Source organism: Pseudogemmobacter blasticus (assembly GCF_003071405.1).
In the GTDB taxonomy this organism is placed as follows: domain Bacteria; phylum Pseudomonadota; class Alphaproteobacteria; order Rhodobacterales; family Rhodobacteraceae; genus Pseudogemmobacter; species Pseudogemmobacter blasticus.
This window is the reverse complement of sequence record NZ_CP020471.1, coordinates 115,465-131,710: the sequence shown is the minus strand read 5'-3', so window position 1 is coordinate 131,710 and position 16,246 is coordinate 115,465. Positions and strand designations below refer to the sequence as shown.

11 protein-coding genes are annotated in these 16,246 nt (G+C 65.4%); 8 read left to right on the top strand and 3 right to left on the bottom strand.

Annotation, left to right across the window (positions count from 1 at the left end; genetic code table 11):
- Positions 1-7: 7 nt before the first annotated feature.
- Positions 8-1,504, top strand: coding sequence for a glycosyltransferase (locus tag B6K69_RS17845; protein WP_164682022.1), 1,497 nt, complete (start codon positions 8-10; stop codon positions 1,502-1,504).
- Here the strand turns inward: B6K69_RS17845 and B6K69_RS17840 are convergent.
- The 3 genes from B6K69_RS17840 to B6K69_RS18615 are packed head-to-tail and all read right to left on the bottom strand — an operon-like array spanning position 1,467 to position 5,669.
- A complete protein-coding gene (locus tag B6K69_RS17840; RefSeq protein WP_108645080.1) occupies positions 1,467-2,168 on the bottom strand; it encodes an LbetaH domain-containing protein in 702 nt (233 codons plus the stop codon). The genes B6K69_RS17845 and B6K69_RS17840 overlap by 38 nt on opposite strands.
- On the bottom strand, positions 2,168-3,301 hold the full coding sequence (locus tag B6K69_RS17835; protein WP_108645079.1) for a DegT/DnrJ/EryC1/StrS family aminotransferase: 1,134 nt from the start codon (positions 3,299-3,301) through the stop codon (positions 2,168-2,170). Before B6K69_RS17835 ends, B6K69_RS17840 begins: the two co-directional genes overlap by 1 nt.
- Complete coding sequence (locus B6K69_RS18615) at positions 3,294-5,669, bottom strand: rhamnan synthesis F family protein (protein WP_261341463.1); 2,376 nt, start codon at positions 5,667-5,669, stop codon at positions 3,294-3,296. The genes B6K69_RS17835 and B6K69_RS18615 overlap by 8 nt, the downstream gene beginning before the upstream one ends.
- Before the next feature lie 468 nt (positions 5,670-6,137).
- Between B6K69_RS18615 and B6K69_RS17825 the strand changes: the two genes are divergently transcribed.
- From B6K69_RS17825 to B6K69_RS17795, 7 genes are all read left to right on the top strand, one after another.
- Entirely contained in the window at positions 6,138-8,591 is a 2,454-nt protein-coding gene (locus B6K69_RS17825; RefSeq protein ID WP_164682021.1) for a Hint domain-containing protein, read from the top strand.
- A 269-nt stretch (positions 8,592-8,860) separates the two neighbouring features.
- Entirely contained in the window at positions 8,861-9,697 is an 837-nt protein-coding gene (locus tag B6K69_RS17820; protein ID WP_108645111.1) for a MurR/RpiR family transcriptional regulator, read from the top strand.
- A 26-nt stretch (positions 9,698-9,723) separates the two neighbouring features.
- Complete coding sequence (locus B6K69_RS17815) at positions 9,724-10,842, top strand: ABC transporter substrate-binding protein (RefSeq protein ID WP_108645076.1); 1,119 nt, start codon at positions 9,724-9,726, stop codon at positions 10,840-10,842.
- 97 nt (positions 10,843-10,939) lie between these two features.
- A complete protein-coding gene (locus B6K69_RS17810; protein WP_108645110.1) occupies positions 10,940-12,676 on the top strand; it encodes an ABC transporter permease in 1,737 nt (578 codons plus the stop codon).
- A gap of 5 nt (positions 12,677-12,681) precedes the next feature.
- On the top strand, positions 12,682-13,773 hold the full coding sequence (locus B6K69_RS17805) for an ABC transporter ATP-binding protein (protein ID WP_108645075.1): 1,092 nt from the start codon (positions 12,682-12,684) through the stop codon (positions 13,771-13,773).
- A gap of 1 nt (position 13,774) precedes the next feature.
- Positions 13,775-14,380, top strand: coding sequence for a histidine phosphatase family protein (locus tag B6K69_RS17800; protein ID WP_108645074.1), 606 nt, complete (start codon positions 13,775-13,777; stop codon positions 14,378-14,380).
- A gap of 11 nt (positions 14,381-14,391) precedes the next feature.
- The gene (locus B6K69_RS17795) at positions 14,392-16,059 is read left to right on the top strand and encodes a Na/Pi cotransporter family protein (RefSeq protein ID WP_108645073.1); all 1,668 of its coding nucleotides are present in this window, start codon (positions 14,392-14,394) and stop codon (positions 16,057-16,059) included.
- Positions 16,060-16,246: the final 187 nt, after the last annotated feature.

The following is a 16,246-nucleotide window of genomic DNA, read 5'->3' as shown; positions in this document are numbered from 1 at the left end:
CGGGCTTGTGCAGCATTTCGTTGCCTATGGCGACGCTGCGGGGTTGGACCCAAGCCCGTATTTCGCGACCGTCTGGTACAAGGCCCGGTATCCGAACTGGGCGCGCCACGGTGCAAGGACTGCGTTCGAGGACTTTCTGTTTCAGGTGCAGCGCAACGTAAAACGCCAGCCTCATCCCTTGATCGACCCGGACGACTATCGCGCCGCTTATCCCGATCTGGAGGGGCTGGGTGCGGCGGTCGTCTTGCATTTCATGCGTCATGGTGATGGCGAGGGCCGTTCCCCCTCGGCAGGGTTCGATGCAGGCTTCTACCGGCGCTGCTATCTGCCTCTGGGCGCGGCGTTTCCGTTTCGCCACTACATGACCGAAGGCAAATCGCTGGACTATCTGCCCCGGCCTGTGACGCGCAGTCGCCCGGACTCGACGGCGGCGATGTCAAAGATGATCGCAGGATGCGAACAGCCAATCCTGCTGGCCTCGCATGATGCACAGCGGGCGGGGGTTCCGATCCTGACCCTGGATCTGGCACGGGCCTTGCAGCACCGCGGATGGACACCCGTCTTTCTGCTTGGCAACGCAGGCCCGCTTTTGCCCCGGTTCCGGGCCCTCGGGCCTGTCTTCATTCTGGCCGAGGGCTGGGATGTTGCAGGGCTTGGCTCGGCCCTGCCACGCGGCACACCGGCCCTGATCAATACCGCCGCGATTGCCAGGGTGGGCGCACCGCTGGCCGAGGCGGGGCTGAACTGTCTTGTCCTGATGCACGAGATGGCAGCTTATATCCGCGATCAGGGACTTCTGTCCGATCTTGGCACGGCCAGGGCGGCGGGGGCGCGGCTCATCGCCTCAATGCCGCGCACAGTGCAGGCGCTGGCCGATGTTCTGCCGGGGCTGGAGCATGTCATGCCGGGGATCGTGCTGCCAGACACGCCGCTGGCGGCGTTCCGGCAACGGCTGCGCAACCGGCGCGCGTCCCCGGTTTTCATCGGGGCGGGTCATGCCGACCGGCGCAAGGGGTTCGACCTGTTTCTGGAGGCCGCCGCAGCCATCACCCGGCAAGCGCCGCAAGCGCGGTTCGTCTGGCTGGGAGAGCTGGATGACTGGGCGCAGACTCTGGCGAACAAGGCGCTGGCCGAAGGTCTGGATCTGGAGTTGCCGGGTTTTGTCGATGACAGTCTTGCCCGATACCGTGCGGCAGATGTCTATCTGCTGACCTCACGACAGGACCCTGGGCCGACAACGGTTATCCATGCCGCCGCCGTGGGAACGCCGTTCGTCGGCTATGCCGCCGACATCGGCATAAACGGCATGACCGAGGGTCTGGGGCAATTCGTTCCCCCCGAAGAACCGGGGACTTTTGTCGATACCGCGCTGCGCCTTGCCGCAGGGGTTACGCCGGCGTTCCGAAGGCGCCTGAGACGCGAGATCCGTGCCAGGACGGGCTTCGCCCCCTACGTCGATGCGCTGCTCAGCCGTCTTTCCCGCGCGCAAGACGGCGCAGCCTGACCCAGTGGCGGATGGGCATGGCGGGATTGCCAATCACCCGCTCGCCTGCGGCGACATTGCCCAGAACCGCCGCGCCAACGCCAATTTCGGCATCATCGCCAATGGTCAGCCAGCGGTTGCGATGGCCATTGGCAATGACGGCGCGCGGCGCGATGTTCACCCTGTCACCGATACGGACATGGCCCGACACAAGCGTATCGCCCGCAAGGGTGGTGAAGGCGCCGATCTCGACATCATGGGCAATGATCGAGGCCAGCATGATCGTGCAGGGGCCCGTGGTGACATCCGGCCCGATCCGCGTCCAGGGCATACAGACAGACCCCGGACCAAAGCGCGCGGCCGGATCAAGGTTGATCCGTTCGGGACAGATGGCTGTGGCCAGAGTTGCCCCCTCGGCCTGCAAACGGCGGGCAACCCGGCCGCGCAAACCGGGGTTTGAAACCGTCAGCAGCACCGGCAGATGCGGGAACCTGCGCAGGCGTTCATCCGACGAGATCACGGGAACGCTGAGGGCAGGATGGTCAAACCCGTGCGCGATATCGTCGATCAGGGCGCGAATCTTCACCCTGCCCCGCCAGTATTCCTCAAGCCCGCGCAAGATCATCAGGCTGTGGCCCCGGGCGCCGAAGACCGTTATTTCCTCGAATGTATCCGTGGCCTTCATCAGATATTTCCTTCGGAACAGATGTCCGCCGCAATACGGCCGATCCGGGCCACATCCGATGCCAGAACCCGGCCGTGCAGCGGCAGGCACAGGACTTCCTGCCCGACCTGCGGCGCGACGGGCGCGTTGCCGTCCCGGGTGACGATCTCCGCATCGGCCCAGACCGTGCCCGGCCCACAGAGCAGGGGAAAATGATCACGGGCGAAAATACCCTGTTGGGCCAGGGCAGCATGTAACCGCTCGCGCCGGTTCGGGGGCAATCGCAGGACATAATAGCCCAGGCTCTTGCTGGCCCCCGGCCGTGTTGCGTGCAGACGCAGCCCGGCGATGCCGGCAAGCGTATCGTCGTAGGATCGGCGGAGGCTATCGCGTGCGGCAAGCTCTGCCGCCAGATCGGGCAGAAGCGCCAGCCCCATGGCGGCGTTCAGCTCGGACATCTTGCCGTTCAGCCCGCGTCCGGCCGGCAACCTGCCCTCCAGCCCGAAATTGCGCATCTGGCGAAACGCGCCCGCCCGCCGGGCCCGCGTGACGATGAAACCGCCCTCTCCGGTATGCAGGATCTTGGTCGCGTGCAGCGAAAAGGCCGAAGCATCGCCAAAACTGCCGATGGGCTGGCCCTGAAACGTCAGGCCAAAGGCATGGGCGGCGTCATAAAGCAGCCAGAGACCATGGCGTTCCGCAATGGCCCCCAAGGCGTCAACATCGCAGGGGACGCCCAGAAAATGCACCGGCAGGATGGCCGAGGTGCGCGGCGTGATCGCGGCCTCCACAGCCTCTGGCTGCAGCGTCAGCGTCACCGGATCGACATCGGCAAAGACAGGGACAAGGCCGTTCCAGGCAATGGCCTGGGCCGTTGCCGCAAAACTGAGGGGCGTGGTGATCACCTCTGAGCCGGGCGGCAGACCGCCAAGAGCCAGCCCAAGCAGCAGCGCCATGGTGCCAGAGGAGACAAGCGAAACGGCATCGCCCGGCGCGACATGCGCAGCCAGCGCCTTTTCCAGCCGCAAATGCAGCACGCCGCCATTCGTCAACCAGCCAGCCGAGAGCGCTTCGGCGGTGATTTCCGCCAGACGCGCCGGATCGGGGATCATCGGCGCGCCGAACACAACCGGGGCTGGGGTCTTGCTACGCATCGAATACCCCGGCCTCCAGTGCTGCCCGCAACTCTCCGTTGGAGGTGAACCGCTTCTGATACATCATGTGCAGCCGCGTGCCAGCCCCCGAGACCGGCAGGATGTGATGGCCATTCGCCTTGCACACCACTCCAAGCATACGTTCAATGGCATGGGCGACTGTGCCATCCACCTGACCGGCCTCGGGCGGAAAATGCTCTGGCCGCAGGTCCAGGTCCAGCAGGGGCTGGATGGCATCCCTGCGCGCCCAGAACATCGAACCGGCCGGAAAGCGCAGTTTTCCGTCATCCGGCAAGGGCGCTTCGATCTTCATCCGCCAGGCCAGTTCACGGGCGATTTCCCGGTTCGCGCCCCAATGTGCCGCGCTCAAGGCCGCCTTGAAGGTAACGGGCTTCACCATCCCAAGGCGCGGAATCGTGTCAAACAGGGACAGGATTCGGTTCACCTCGGCGGCCGAGCCGACAAGACAGTCGAGGATATGCTCAAGCCACTCATCCAGCGCCGCGGAATGCGGGGATTTCTTGCCATGAAGATGCAGGACGATGTCATGGCGGGCATAAACATCCCGAAAGCCATAAAGCTTGGGCCAGATGTCACGCCCCCGGTTCTCCAGAACCCGGATCTCCGCAGCCGGAAGGCACCCCCGGATGAAATCTGCCTTCTCAGCGGTATCGGTAGAAACATAAAGATCGAAGGGACAGGTGATATGGGCCAGTCTCTTGGCGAAGACCGGCGCCAGATCGCTGTAATAGAGATGCAGGAACACACCCGGCCGCGATGATGCCACCGGCGTTTGCCGCCGCGGCCACAGCGGAAGGCAGACCTTGCCCCTGTCGCGGTTGAACGCGGCGGGGCCGCTTGCCCACAGCGGTTCGTTGCGAATGACCCTTTCTATCCACCAGTCACACTCTTGCCTGGTGAACTTCGCCCCCAGCGGATTGTTTTCCGCGATCAAGGCCTCGCTGATCCGGCGGGCTCGGGTCGCCAATGCCTCCAGCCGCCCGGGTGCGTGCAGGGCTTTCGGACGGCAGGCAATCTGCTGAGCTTCGCGAAGATCCGCCATCAAGGCATGAATGACCCCGACATCTGCGGCCGGCTCAGGCGGGGCAAGCGGTGGCGCATCGGGGTTTTCCAGATAGGCACAGATCGAAAGGATTTCGCGCGCCGCCATGGACACGGCCAGCAGGCTGTCGGGGGCCGAAGACGCGGGGTCTGACAGAACGGGGGCGGCGGTCCCGGTGCGGTTTCCTGGCCGAAAGGCGGCCGGGGCCACCTGCCTGCCCTCAAGCAGCTTGCGGGCCGCGGTTACAATTACCCGCGCCCGGGCTTCGAAACCATGGTCCCGGGCCAGCCGCTCATGCTGGGCCATTCGTGCCGCAAGGCTGTCTGGCGGGGCAGAAAGAAGGGTGTGAACGGCGGACTTGAGGTCGGCTATTGATCGCACCTGCACGATCTCTGGCAGGTCCGGGGCCGAAAAGCCAAGGACCGGATCAGAGATCACGCGCGCCCCGGCTGAAAGCGCGTCATAGCTCCGATTGCTCATGAACCCAAGCGTGGCCATGTGCAACATATGGCTGTTCAGAACAATACGGGCACGGGCATAGATTTGGGCAAGCTCGTCATGGTCAAGCCTTTCGCCCTGCCACAACCTCTCGGGTATGACACCCTGCCAGCCCGGGCCCCAGATGTAAGGTTCCACCCCTTCCTGAACGGCGGCCAGCACAAGATCCCGGGAAACCCGCGAAGGGTGGTAGCTGCCGACGAAGACCAGCGGTATGTCCGGCATGTCCGGCGGGCGCCGGTCCGGCCGGAAATGCCCCGTGTCGGTGGCCTGCGGCAAGTAGCGCACCGCCAGCCCAAGTTTCTCCAAGCGCCGGGCAAGTGCAAGGCCCCCGCAGAATACCGTCTGGTATCGCCGCAGCAGGCCAGATGGGGCCAGATTGGGGGGGCTGATGATCCAGAGGATGTTGGGCAGACCGGGCACGGGGTCTTCAAGATGCGGCCCCACGATGCGCAACACGACGCCCGGCTGTTCTGTGCGGGGCGGGGCTTCGCCACGAAACAACAGGCCGGCATCACAGCCGGGAACGGCGCGAATTGCCTTCGCCAGCCCTTCAGCAAACTGTGTATCCCCCCATGCCTGCTGGTTGGTGCGTCTTGCATTGACACTGAGGTGAAGGAAGACTCCGTCTGCCAATCTGGTATCCGAACCCCTTGTAAGCAGCATAAGAGTTACAGTCCTAGAACCATAATTCAAACTAGGTGATTGTGCTGCATGTCGCCACGCCAGGTGGCTGGCCAGAGTGTGCGACGCAGCCGGATGCGCCAGGCATGGAAGCCCGGGCGCAAACCCCCAGAACTTCGCCAAGCCCGCTGACCGGCCAGATGTGACGATGCTTGGCAAGGAAGGCGAATTTCATGTTCGCCTCACGCGCGAAAAGCGGCTTCTTTGCTCAGGGTGTCACGCTTCGCACCAGGACGCGCGACCTTGCGCCTGGAATCAGGGCTGAACTTCCCTGGCGTGATGTCACCCGGATCTCTGGTCACGTTCCTGTCTTCGGGTCCGCGAACCCGGCGGCAGGCCAGGCGGCCGTTCAGCGGCCGAAGCGGCCTTGACCCCCTTCGTCGCCGGTCAAGGCACTCTCGGACATGGCCTTTCTTTCTTGTCAGCCCTTGCAGACCCACCTGGCACATCAATGTCCTAGAAGGGCAGTCACATCACAAATACATAAACAGCGGAGAAAATGCTTGACGTTGCGTAATACCGCCACAAGTGTGCTTCTGGTTGGCATTTCGCGTCGAAATGTCTTGTTCTTGGTGTAATTTTGGTGCGTTTATGACGGTTTTTCCTGGTACCCCGAACAATGATCTTCTTTCGGGTGGCGCGTCGGACGACCAGTTCAACGGTGGCGCCGGAAACGATTCCATATATGGCAATGCTGGCAATGATCGTGCTCTCCTGGGCACGGGCAACGACCTGGCCTATGGCGGCGCCGACAACGATACGATCAACGCCGAGGCGGGAAACGACCTTGTCTATGGCGATGCCGGCAACGATGCCATTCACGGCTGGGACGGCGTTGACACGCTTGATGGCGGTCTGGGCAACGATACCCTGGTCGGCGGCGAGAATGCCGATGTCATAATGGGTGGCGGCGGCGACGACGCCATCTACGGCGGCGATGCGGCAACCAACTTCAGCTTTGGCATCACCACCATCTACGCGATGGATGACGATGGCGACCTGTTCCGCCTTGACCCGGTCACCGGCGGCGGCGGTCTGCAGAAGGTATTGATCGGCAGGGCGTCCACGGTGATGGGCGACATCGGTCAGGCCCCCGATGGCACGATCTATGGCATCCAGCTTGGCGGGCCGACCACAAATCTGTTTTCGATCAACCCCAATACCGGCGCGTCCACCTTGGTGCGCTCTATCCCCGCGGGCGGGGTGCCGGGCAGCACGGGCGGCGGCAACGCACTGTCCTTCGACTCGGACGGGCGGGCCTATTTTGGCACGCCGAATTCAAGTTCGATGTATCGCCTGACCACTGACAATGTGGGCACCGCAAGTGTCGAAACATGGTGGACAAACCCGGCGGGCGGCACTTCCGCCGGCGATGTGATCTTCTTTCAGGGCCAGGCCTATGTGTCGTGGCGGGCGGCTGACGGCACCAATCAGCTTTTCCGCATGACGATTGACGGCAACAATGCCGTCACCGGCGCACAGTTGATCGGAACCTTGCCCGCCGACAGCTATGGCCTGTCCGCCGATGCGCTTGGCAACCTTTATGTCTCAGCGAATGGGCCAAACGGGCCGGGTCTTTACGCCTTTTCCCCGCCGACAACGCCCTTTGCGGGCGGCACGGGGGCGGTGCCGGTCACCTTCGTGCCGGGCAGCAGCGCGTCTCCGGGCGATTTGTGGTTCGGCGCCACCTCGCCCACGGAATCGACCTTGTCCGAGGCATCGCCTGACACGAACGACCTGCTGTTCGGCGGTGATGGCAATGACCTCATCTTTGGCGGCAATGCCGCCGATACGATCCACGGCGACAACCACAACGACACCCTGCACGGCGATGCCGGCAATGATGTGCTTTACGCCGGCGACGGGGCCGATGCGGCCTATGGCGGCGACGGCAATGATCTTGTGCTGGGCGAAGCCAACAACGACAGCCTCTACGGCGACGCAGGGGAAGACACGCTTGACGGCGGCGTGGGCAGTGACATTGCCTATGGCGGCGCCAACAACGACGTGATCACAGGCGGCGCGGGGTCTGACCACCTTTACGGCGATGCCGGGAATGACATTCTGAACGGCAGCGGCGGCGGGGCGGATACGCTGACGGGCGGCACGGGGGATGACCTGTTCATCATCGCGGGCGGGGCGGGCGACAGCGTGTTCCTGTCCGACTTCGGCGCGGGGGAAACGAACGGGGCGAACACCACCCAGACCGACAATGACTTTGTCGATCTGACGCCCTGGTACAGAGCCGACAACGTTGAGGCTTACAATACCAAATACGGCACGAATTTCACCAACCCGCTGCAGGCGCTACAGCATGATGCCGCCGACGGCACGCTGGACTTCATCGCGTTCCAGGGTGGGCCGACGGTGACCTTCACGCTGGTCGGCAGCGGGGTGATGGACACCGAACACACCGGCGTGCCCTGCTTTACCCGCGGCACCATGATCGAAACCGCGCGGGGCGAGGTGGCGATCGAGGATCTGCGCCGCGGCGATCTGGTCAGAACGGCGGACCACGGCCTGCAACCGATCCGCTGGATCGGGTCGCGCCGGCTTGCGACCGGCGATCTGGCGGCCAACCCGAAGCTGCGCCCGATCCGCATCCGCGCCGGCGCCCTGGGCCGGGGACTGCCGTTGCAGGATGTGGTGGTTTCGCCGCAGCACCGGGTGCTGGTGTCGTCGAAGGTTGCCGAACGCATGTTCGGTGAGCGCGAGGTGCTGGTGCCCGCGCGCCACCTGCTGCTGATCAACGGCATCGACGTGGCCGAGGACATGCCGGCGGTGGAGTATTTCCACATCCTGTTCGACCGGCATCAGATCGTGTTTGCCGCGGGGGCACCGATGGAATCGCTGTTCACCGGCCCCGAGGCGCTGAAGTCGGTCGGCCCCGAGGCGCGGCGCGAGATTTTCGAGATCTTCCCGGAACTTGAAACGCTGGACGCCACCGCCCTGCCCCAGCCGGCCCGCCCGATTCAACCCGGCCGCATCGCCCGGAAACTGGCCGCACGACACGCCCAGAACGGGATGAGCCTGATCGACGGCTGACCAATCCGGCACCAGAGCCAGATCCCAAGGCCGCATCCGCAAGGGTGCGGCCATTTTCCTGATCAAACCGCCGCGCTGTTCCGTGCGGCATGAGGCCGGCCCTGGGAAGGGTCGCCATCCCTCGGCGGTGCTGGCGGGATGATCACCGCTGCCGTCAACGCCCGTGGGCGTGAAGTGCATTGAAACCGATTCTGGAAATCTTGCAGGAATCATTTGACTCGCAGGATTTCCTGCACAATAACTTTCCCAACCAGGAGGAGGTCTCGGCGATGACTCTGCTGACGCGCATTCAGGACACGTCCGAACGCCTGACAGCCTCGGACCGCCGTATCATCGAGGTGCTGCTTGGCCAGCAGGGCGAGGCGGTGTTCCTGTCCGCCGCGCAATTGGCCGAACGCGCCCAGGTGCATGAGACGACGGCCACGCGGCTGGCCAAGAAACTGGGCTTCAGCGGCTATCCGGAATTGCGGGCGCAGCTTCAACGCGAGGTGATGGAAGGCCAGGATGCCGCCACGCGGATGCGCCGGTCGGTGGCGAAGGTTGCCGACGGCAGCTATCTGGCCGATGTGGTGCGCAGCGAACTGGCCGCCCTGGAACAACTGACGCGCAGCATCGACCAGCGCGATGTTGATACCGCCTCGGACATGATTGTCGCGGCGCGCAAGGTGTTCATCTTTGCGCAAGGCCATGCCACGGCCATAGCCGCCTTCCTGCAGCGGCGGCTGGATCGGTTCGGCATGACCACGGTGATGCTGACCGGGCGCGGCCGCGATATGGCGGAACGGCTGACCAGCCTTGGCGCCGAGGATCTGGTGCTGGTGCTGGCCTTCCGCAAGCAACCGGCAGACTACGCGGCCGTGATGGGCCATGCCGCGCAGACGGGGGCGGCCACGCTGCTGATCTCGGATCTGGCGGGGCTGACCATGGCGCCACCGGCAACCCATCTGCTGGCGGCGGCCAGGGGACGGTCGGGAACCGAATTCCAGACCCCCATCGTTCCCATGACCATCGCGAATGCCATTCTGCTGACCATCGCCGGTCGGCATGAAGCGCAGGTTGTCACCAAGCTGGATGAGCTGGCGGGCCTGTTCGAACGTTTCGCATGATTGCACCATCTCTGGGAGGAGAGAGCATGTTCAAGACCTTGAAGGCCGTGCTTCTGGCGGCGGCCTGCGTCCCGGCCCTGGCCTCGGCGCAGGATCTGGATACCATGTCGCCCGCCGAGCTGTACGAGCTGGCCAAGACGGAAAAGACGGTCACCGTCTTCTCGCTGTCCAGCCGGATTGCCCGGGTGGAAAAGGCCTTTGAAGAGGCTTATCCCGGTGTCGATCTTGTCGGAATCGACCTCAGCTCGGCCAAGCAGATTGCCCGGGTCGAGGCCGAACAGCAGGCCGGCGTCTATGCGGTTGATGTCCTTTACATGGCCGATGCGCCGGTGGTGCTGCGCGACCTGCTGGCCAAGGGCCGGGTGCACACCTATGTGCCGCCCCGCGTGGCCGACCAGATCGAGGATCGGTTCAAGGCGCCGCTGCTGGTGCACCGCCTTTCGACCAAGGTGCTGATGTACAATGAACAGGCCTATCCCGATGGCAGCCCGATCACCAACCTGTGGCAGTTGACCCTGCCGGAATGGTCGGGCCGGGTGATGATGGTGGACCCGACCCAGCGGGGCGAGCTGCTGGACCTGCTGACCGTGATCGCCCTGCACCCCGATGAAATGGCCGCCGCCTACAAGGCGCAGTTCGGCAGCGACATCGCGGTCGACAGCGATCTGAACGGTGCGGGCGAACAGTTCATCCGCAACCTGTTCCTGAACGATCTGGTTCTGGTGTCGAACAGCGACGATCTGAACAAGGCCGTCGGCACCAAGGATGCGGTCAATCCGCCGGTCGCCTTCGGCACCTATTCCGACCGTCGCGACAACGAGGACGAGGGTTGGGCGCTGCAGGTCGCCAACAACGTCGAACCGGCAAACGGCATCCTGTTCCCTGCGGTGCTTGCGGTGGCCGACAAGGCGCCCAGCCCGGCTGCGGCGCGGCTGCTGATCGACTTCATGTTCGGCGACGACAGCGCCGATGGCGGGCCGGCCTTCGCGCCCTTCAACGTGCCGGGCGATTACGCCACCCGGTCGACCATCGCCGATGACCCGGATTCGGTGCCGCTGGAAGGGCTGAAGGCCTGGACCATCGACACCGAGGCCGTGGCCGCGAACCGGGCCAGGATCGCCGATCTGATCATCACCCTGCAATGATGCACGGCCGGCGCGGCCCCCGTGGCCGCGCCGGCTGTCTGCCCATTCTCCCGCCCGCCCGTCTGCCCGTCCGTCTGCCGGAGATTTCCCCATGTCGATGCCTGACATTGCCGCGCCGGCACGGCGCAGGCTTCTGACCGCACGCCGGCTGGTGCCGCTGCTGATGATCCTGATCGTCAGCGTTCTGGTGCTGGCGCCGCTGTTGCGGATTCTGCTGGCCACGCTGTCGCCCGCCGGGCTGGAGGCCTGGGGCGCCATTCTGGCCAGCCCGATGTCGCCGAACCTGTGGTGGCGGCCGCTGATGAACACCCTGATCCTGGGCCTGGGCGTCTCGGCCGGGTGTCTGCTGCTGGGGGGCTTCACCGCCTGGCTGGTGGTGATGACCGATGTGCCGGGCCGCCGGGTGCTGGGCGTTCTGCACACGCTGCCCTTCATGATCCCCAGCTTTGCCGCCGCGCTGGCCTGGGGCACGCTGTTCCGCAACAGCCGCATGGGCGGGTCATCGGGGTTCTTCGAGGCCAATGGCTTCATCATCCCCGACTGGCTGGCCTGGGGTATTGTGCCGGTGCTGATCGTTCTGATCGCGCATTACTATTCCCTTGCCTTCACCATCATCGCCGCCGCGCTGTCTTCGGTCGGGGCCGATCTGGTGGAAGCCGCCCAGATGACCGGCGCGCGGCGGTCCCGCATCTTTTTCGGCATCGTGCTGCCGGTCGTCACGCCAGCGCTGGTTTCGGCCGCCTCGCTGACGCTGGCAGGGGCCGTGGCGAACTTCGCCGCCCCTGCCCTGCTGGGCCTGCCCGTGCGGATGCAAACCCTGTCAACCCGGCTGTTCGGGATGATCGAAATCGGTCAGGCCGAGCGGGGCTTCGTGCTGGCCCTGTTGCTGATCCTGGTCAGCGGCGTGTTCCTGTTCCTGTCCGACCGTCTGGTATCCGGGCGCAAGGCATTCGTGACGGTCACAGGCAAGGGCGGGCGGACCCGTCGCTTCCCCTTGGGCAAATGGCGCTGGCCGCTGTTTGTCGCGGGGTTCGGGCTGGCTTTCGTGACCACGGTGGTGCCGGTCGTGGTGCTTGTCGCCTCAAGCCTGGCACCGCAAACCGGGGCGCTGTTTTCCAACTGGACGCTGCACTTCTGGCTGGGCGAAGGCGGCGGGCAGATCGCGCAGGGCACGGCCGGCATCTTCCGCAACCCGGTGCTGATCGGCGCGCTGCTGAACACGCTCAAGCTGGGGGTGGTGGTGGCGCTCTTGTCCATGGTGCTGGGTCTGGCGCTGGCCCATACCATCACCCGCAACAAGGGCACCGCGCTGGCCAATGTCCTCAGCCAGTTGGCCTTCCTGCCCCTGCTGATCCCCTCCATCGCCTTTGCGGCGGCCTATATTGCCCTTTTTGGCGCACCGCTCGGGCCGCTGCCTTCGCTTTACGGCACCTTCACCCTGCTGGTGATCGCGGCCGCCGCCCATAACCTGCCCTATGCGGTGCAGGCCGGGCGGTCGGTGCTGGGGCAGATCTCCACCGATCTTGAGGAAAGCGCCCGGCTGACCGGGGCCAGCCCGCTGCGGCGGATGTGGGCCATCGTCTTTCCGCTTGCGATCCGGGGCCTTCTGGCCGGGGCGATCCTGGTCTTCGTCAAGATGGTTCGCGACCTGTCGCTGGTGGTGCTGCTGTTCAGCGCAACCTCTCCCGTCCTTTCGATGGTGGCCTATCGCTATGCCGCCGAAGGGTTCATGCAATTCGCCAATGCCATCACCGTTCTGATCCTGGTGATCTGTCTGGTCGCCTCGCTGATCGCGCAGGCCCTGCAGGCACGGGTGCAGAAATGGAAGGAGTAAAGATCATGGCCCAGGCTGCCATTCAGGATGCCATCCGCATCACCCATCTCGAAAAGGCCTTTGGAAAGTTCACCGCCATACCGGATCTGACACTGGCTGTGCCGCCGGGATCATTCCTGGTGCTGGTGGGCCCCTCGGGCTGCGGCAAGTCCACCCTGCTGCGCATGTTGGCCGGGCTGGACGAACCGACGCGGGGCGAGATTGCCTTCATGGGCAAGACCGTCTCCTCGGGCAGCAGCGGTGTCGTGGCCGACCCGAAAGAGCGCAACGCCGGACTGGTGTTCCAGTCTTACGCGCTGTGGCCGCATATGACGGTGGCCGGCAACATCGGCTGGCCGCTCAAGGTGGCGGGCTGGGACAAGGCCGCGCGCGAGGAACGGATCGGCGAGGTTCTGGGGCTTCTGGGCATCTCGGCGCTGCGTGACCGCTATCCGGCAGAAATCTCGGGCGGGCAGCAGCAGCGGGTGGCCATCGCGCGCACCCTGGCGCCGAAACCCGCGATCCTGCTGTTTGACGAACCGCTGTCGAACCTGGATGCCAAGCTGCGGATCGAGATGCGCAGCGAGCTGATGCGCATCCACCGCGCCACCGGCGCAACCTCGGTCTATGTGACACATGACCAGGTTGAGGCGATGACCATGGCCACCAATGTCGCGGTCATGAACCAGGGCCGGGTGGAACAGTTCGGCCCCCCGCGAGAGCTGCTTGAACGCCCGGCGACGACCTTTGTCGCCACCTTCCTTGGCACCCCGCCGGGCAATCTGCTGGTGGCCACGCGCCAGGGCGACTGGCTGGTTCATGCCGGGGTGCCGCTGGCCCCGGCGGCCCTGGCCCAGGGCCGCGACGAGGTGCAATTGTTCTACCGCGCCGAACAGATCACCACCGGCAAGGCCCCGGATCGCCCGGTGCTGATGGCCGAGTTTTCCGAAGCCGCGCCAATGGCCGGCAAGGTCATGGTCACGGCATCGGCGGGCGCCCTGCGCCTGTCGGCCATCGTGGACAGCTTCCCCGACGCCCGTCCGGGCGACCCGATCGAATTTGCCCTGTCGGGCGCGCCCGACGCCGTTTTTGCCATGACCGGCGAAAGGATCGACTGACATGCGGCTTATCCTGATGCGTCATGGCGAAACCGACTGGAACGCCGAAAGCCGCCTGCAGGGGCAGGACAACTCCAGCCTGTCGCCGCGCGGCATCGAACAGGTGCGGCGGTTCCGGGCCTTTCTCAAGGCGCTGAACCCGGCGCGGGTGGTGTCGTCCGATCTTGGCCGCACCCGGCAAACGGCCGAGCTGATCGGCCATGGCACCTGCCCGTCCGACCCGCGCCTGCGCGAATGGGACATGGGAAGCTGGACCGGGCGCACCAAGCCCGAACTGATTGCCGCCCATGCCGATCTGTATCACGCCTGGCGCGCGGGCGAATACACCCCCGAAGGCAGCGAACCCTGGGAAACCTTCCGTGCCCGTGTGGCCGAAGGCCTGCGTCACTGGCTGGCGGCCGGACAGGGGGATCTGCTGGCAGTGGTGCATGGCGGGGTGATCCGTGCCGCACTCCATGCCTTTCTGGACATCGGGCCCTCGCGCGTGATCCCCGTCACGCCCGGCACCGGCACCATCCTGAACTTCAGGCCCGGCGCCTGGCAGACCGCCCAGCTTGAAGGCTACAACATCGGCGCAGTGGTGCCCGACCTTTCCGTCGCCGACTGAAGGGCGCGGCCATGACCGGCACCTTTGTGATCCTCGACCTGCTCGGGGGCGTTGCCCTGCTTCTGTGGGGCGTGCGCATGGTGCGCACCGGGATAGAGCGCGGCTGGGGCGACCGGCTACGCGGCTGGCTGGAACGCCGCCTGTCGAACCGGATCGCGGCCTTTGGGGGCGGTCTGGGTGTGACGGCGGTGTTGGGCAGCGCCACGGCAACAACGCTGATCGCCTCCAGCCTTGTGGGGGCTGGCCTTCTGGCGCCAACCACCGGGCTGGCGGTGCTGCTGGGGGCCGATGTCGGATCGGCGGCCACGGCGGCGGTGCTGGCCTCGGGCTCTTCTGTGGCAACAATGCTGGCGCCGGTGCTGATCTTCGCGGGCTATGTGACCTTCGGCCGTTCCGCCGAATTCCGGCCCCGCAACATGGGGCGAATGTTGATCGGCCTTGGCCTGATGCTGTTCGCGCTGAAGCTGGTGGTGGGCGCCACCGCGCCACTGCAGCAGGCCACGCTGTTCCATGACGTGCTGGATGCGCTGGCGGCCGAGCCGTTCCTGGCCTTTCTGGCCGGGGCGATCCTGACCTGGATCTGCCATTCCTCGCTGACGGTGGTGCTTCTGCTGACCACCTTCGTGATGAACGGCAGTCTGGCGCCGGAACAGGCGCTGCCCTTCGTGTTGGGGCTGAACTTCGGCGGCGGCCTGCCCGCGCTGTCGGCCACGCTGGGCCAGCCGGCCGCCGCGCGGATGCTGCCGGTGGCCAACCTGCTGTGCCGGGGCGGGCTGGCCGTGCTGGCGGTGCTGGCCATGGCGCCGCTCTTGCGCGGGCTGACCCTTCTGCATCTGACCCCGGCCACGGCGGTGGCGCAGATGCACCTTGGCTTCAACCTTGCCGCCGCCGCCATCTTCCTGCCGCTGGCGCCTCAGGTGCTGCGGCTGGTCGGCTGGCTTCTGCCGGGCGAACCGCCTTCCGAGCAAGAGGCCACAAGACCGCGCTACCTGACGCCCTCGGCCTCGATGACGCCGAACATGGCGCTGACAAATGCCGGGCTGGAAACCTCGCGCATGGCGGAAATGGTCACCCGGATGGTGGACCTGGCGCTGGATGTGCTGGACAGCGGAAAGCTGGAATCCCTGCGCGAGCTTCAGCCGCTGGATGACCGGCTCTCGGCCCATCTCAAGGCGCTGGGGCACTATCTGTCGGGCCTGACAGCCGAAGGCCAGACCGGAGACGAGGCGCGGCGCGCGCGGATGATCCTGCATTATGCCGGCAGCCTGGAACATGCGGGCGACATCATCCGGCGCAACCTTGGCGACCGCGCCCGCCAGAAGGTGCGCCGCAACAGCGTTTTCGACACGATGCAGCAGAACAGCCTGGCCGAATTGCGCGCCGTTGTGCAAGAGACGCTGCGTGTTCTGCCGGCCGCACTGTGTTCGGATGATCTGGAGGTGGCCAAGGATCTGGCCAGCCGCAAGGATGCCTTCCGCGCGCTGGAAGATCGCATCGTCGCTGTGGATCTGTCGCAGGGGTCGCCCGACGGGTCGGTGGCCAAGCTGTTCCTAGACATCCTTCGCGATCTGCACCGGATCAACTCCGTTCTCGCCGCCGCCGCCTATCCTCGGCTGGCTGCCGCAGGGCTGATGCACGGCAGCAGATTGCGCGCCGAAGAAACAGCGATGCAGGGCTGACCCGGCTCTGTCACACCCTTTCCTGTGTGGAAGGGGTGGACGTTATGGGCCTGTTGTCAGGGGGTTGTGGGGGGCGTCTTCCGCGCCCTCAGTGACACTCTGGCCGAACGGGCGCCAGCGTTGCCCACGCCCCGCCGAACCGCCGGGTGGAAAGACAGGCCCCGGTCTGCACCCCTCTGCCATGAGA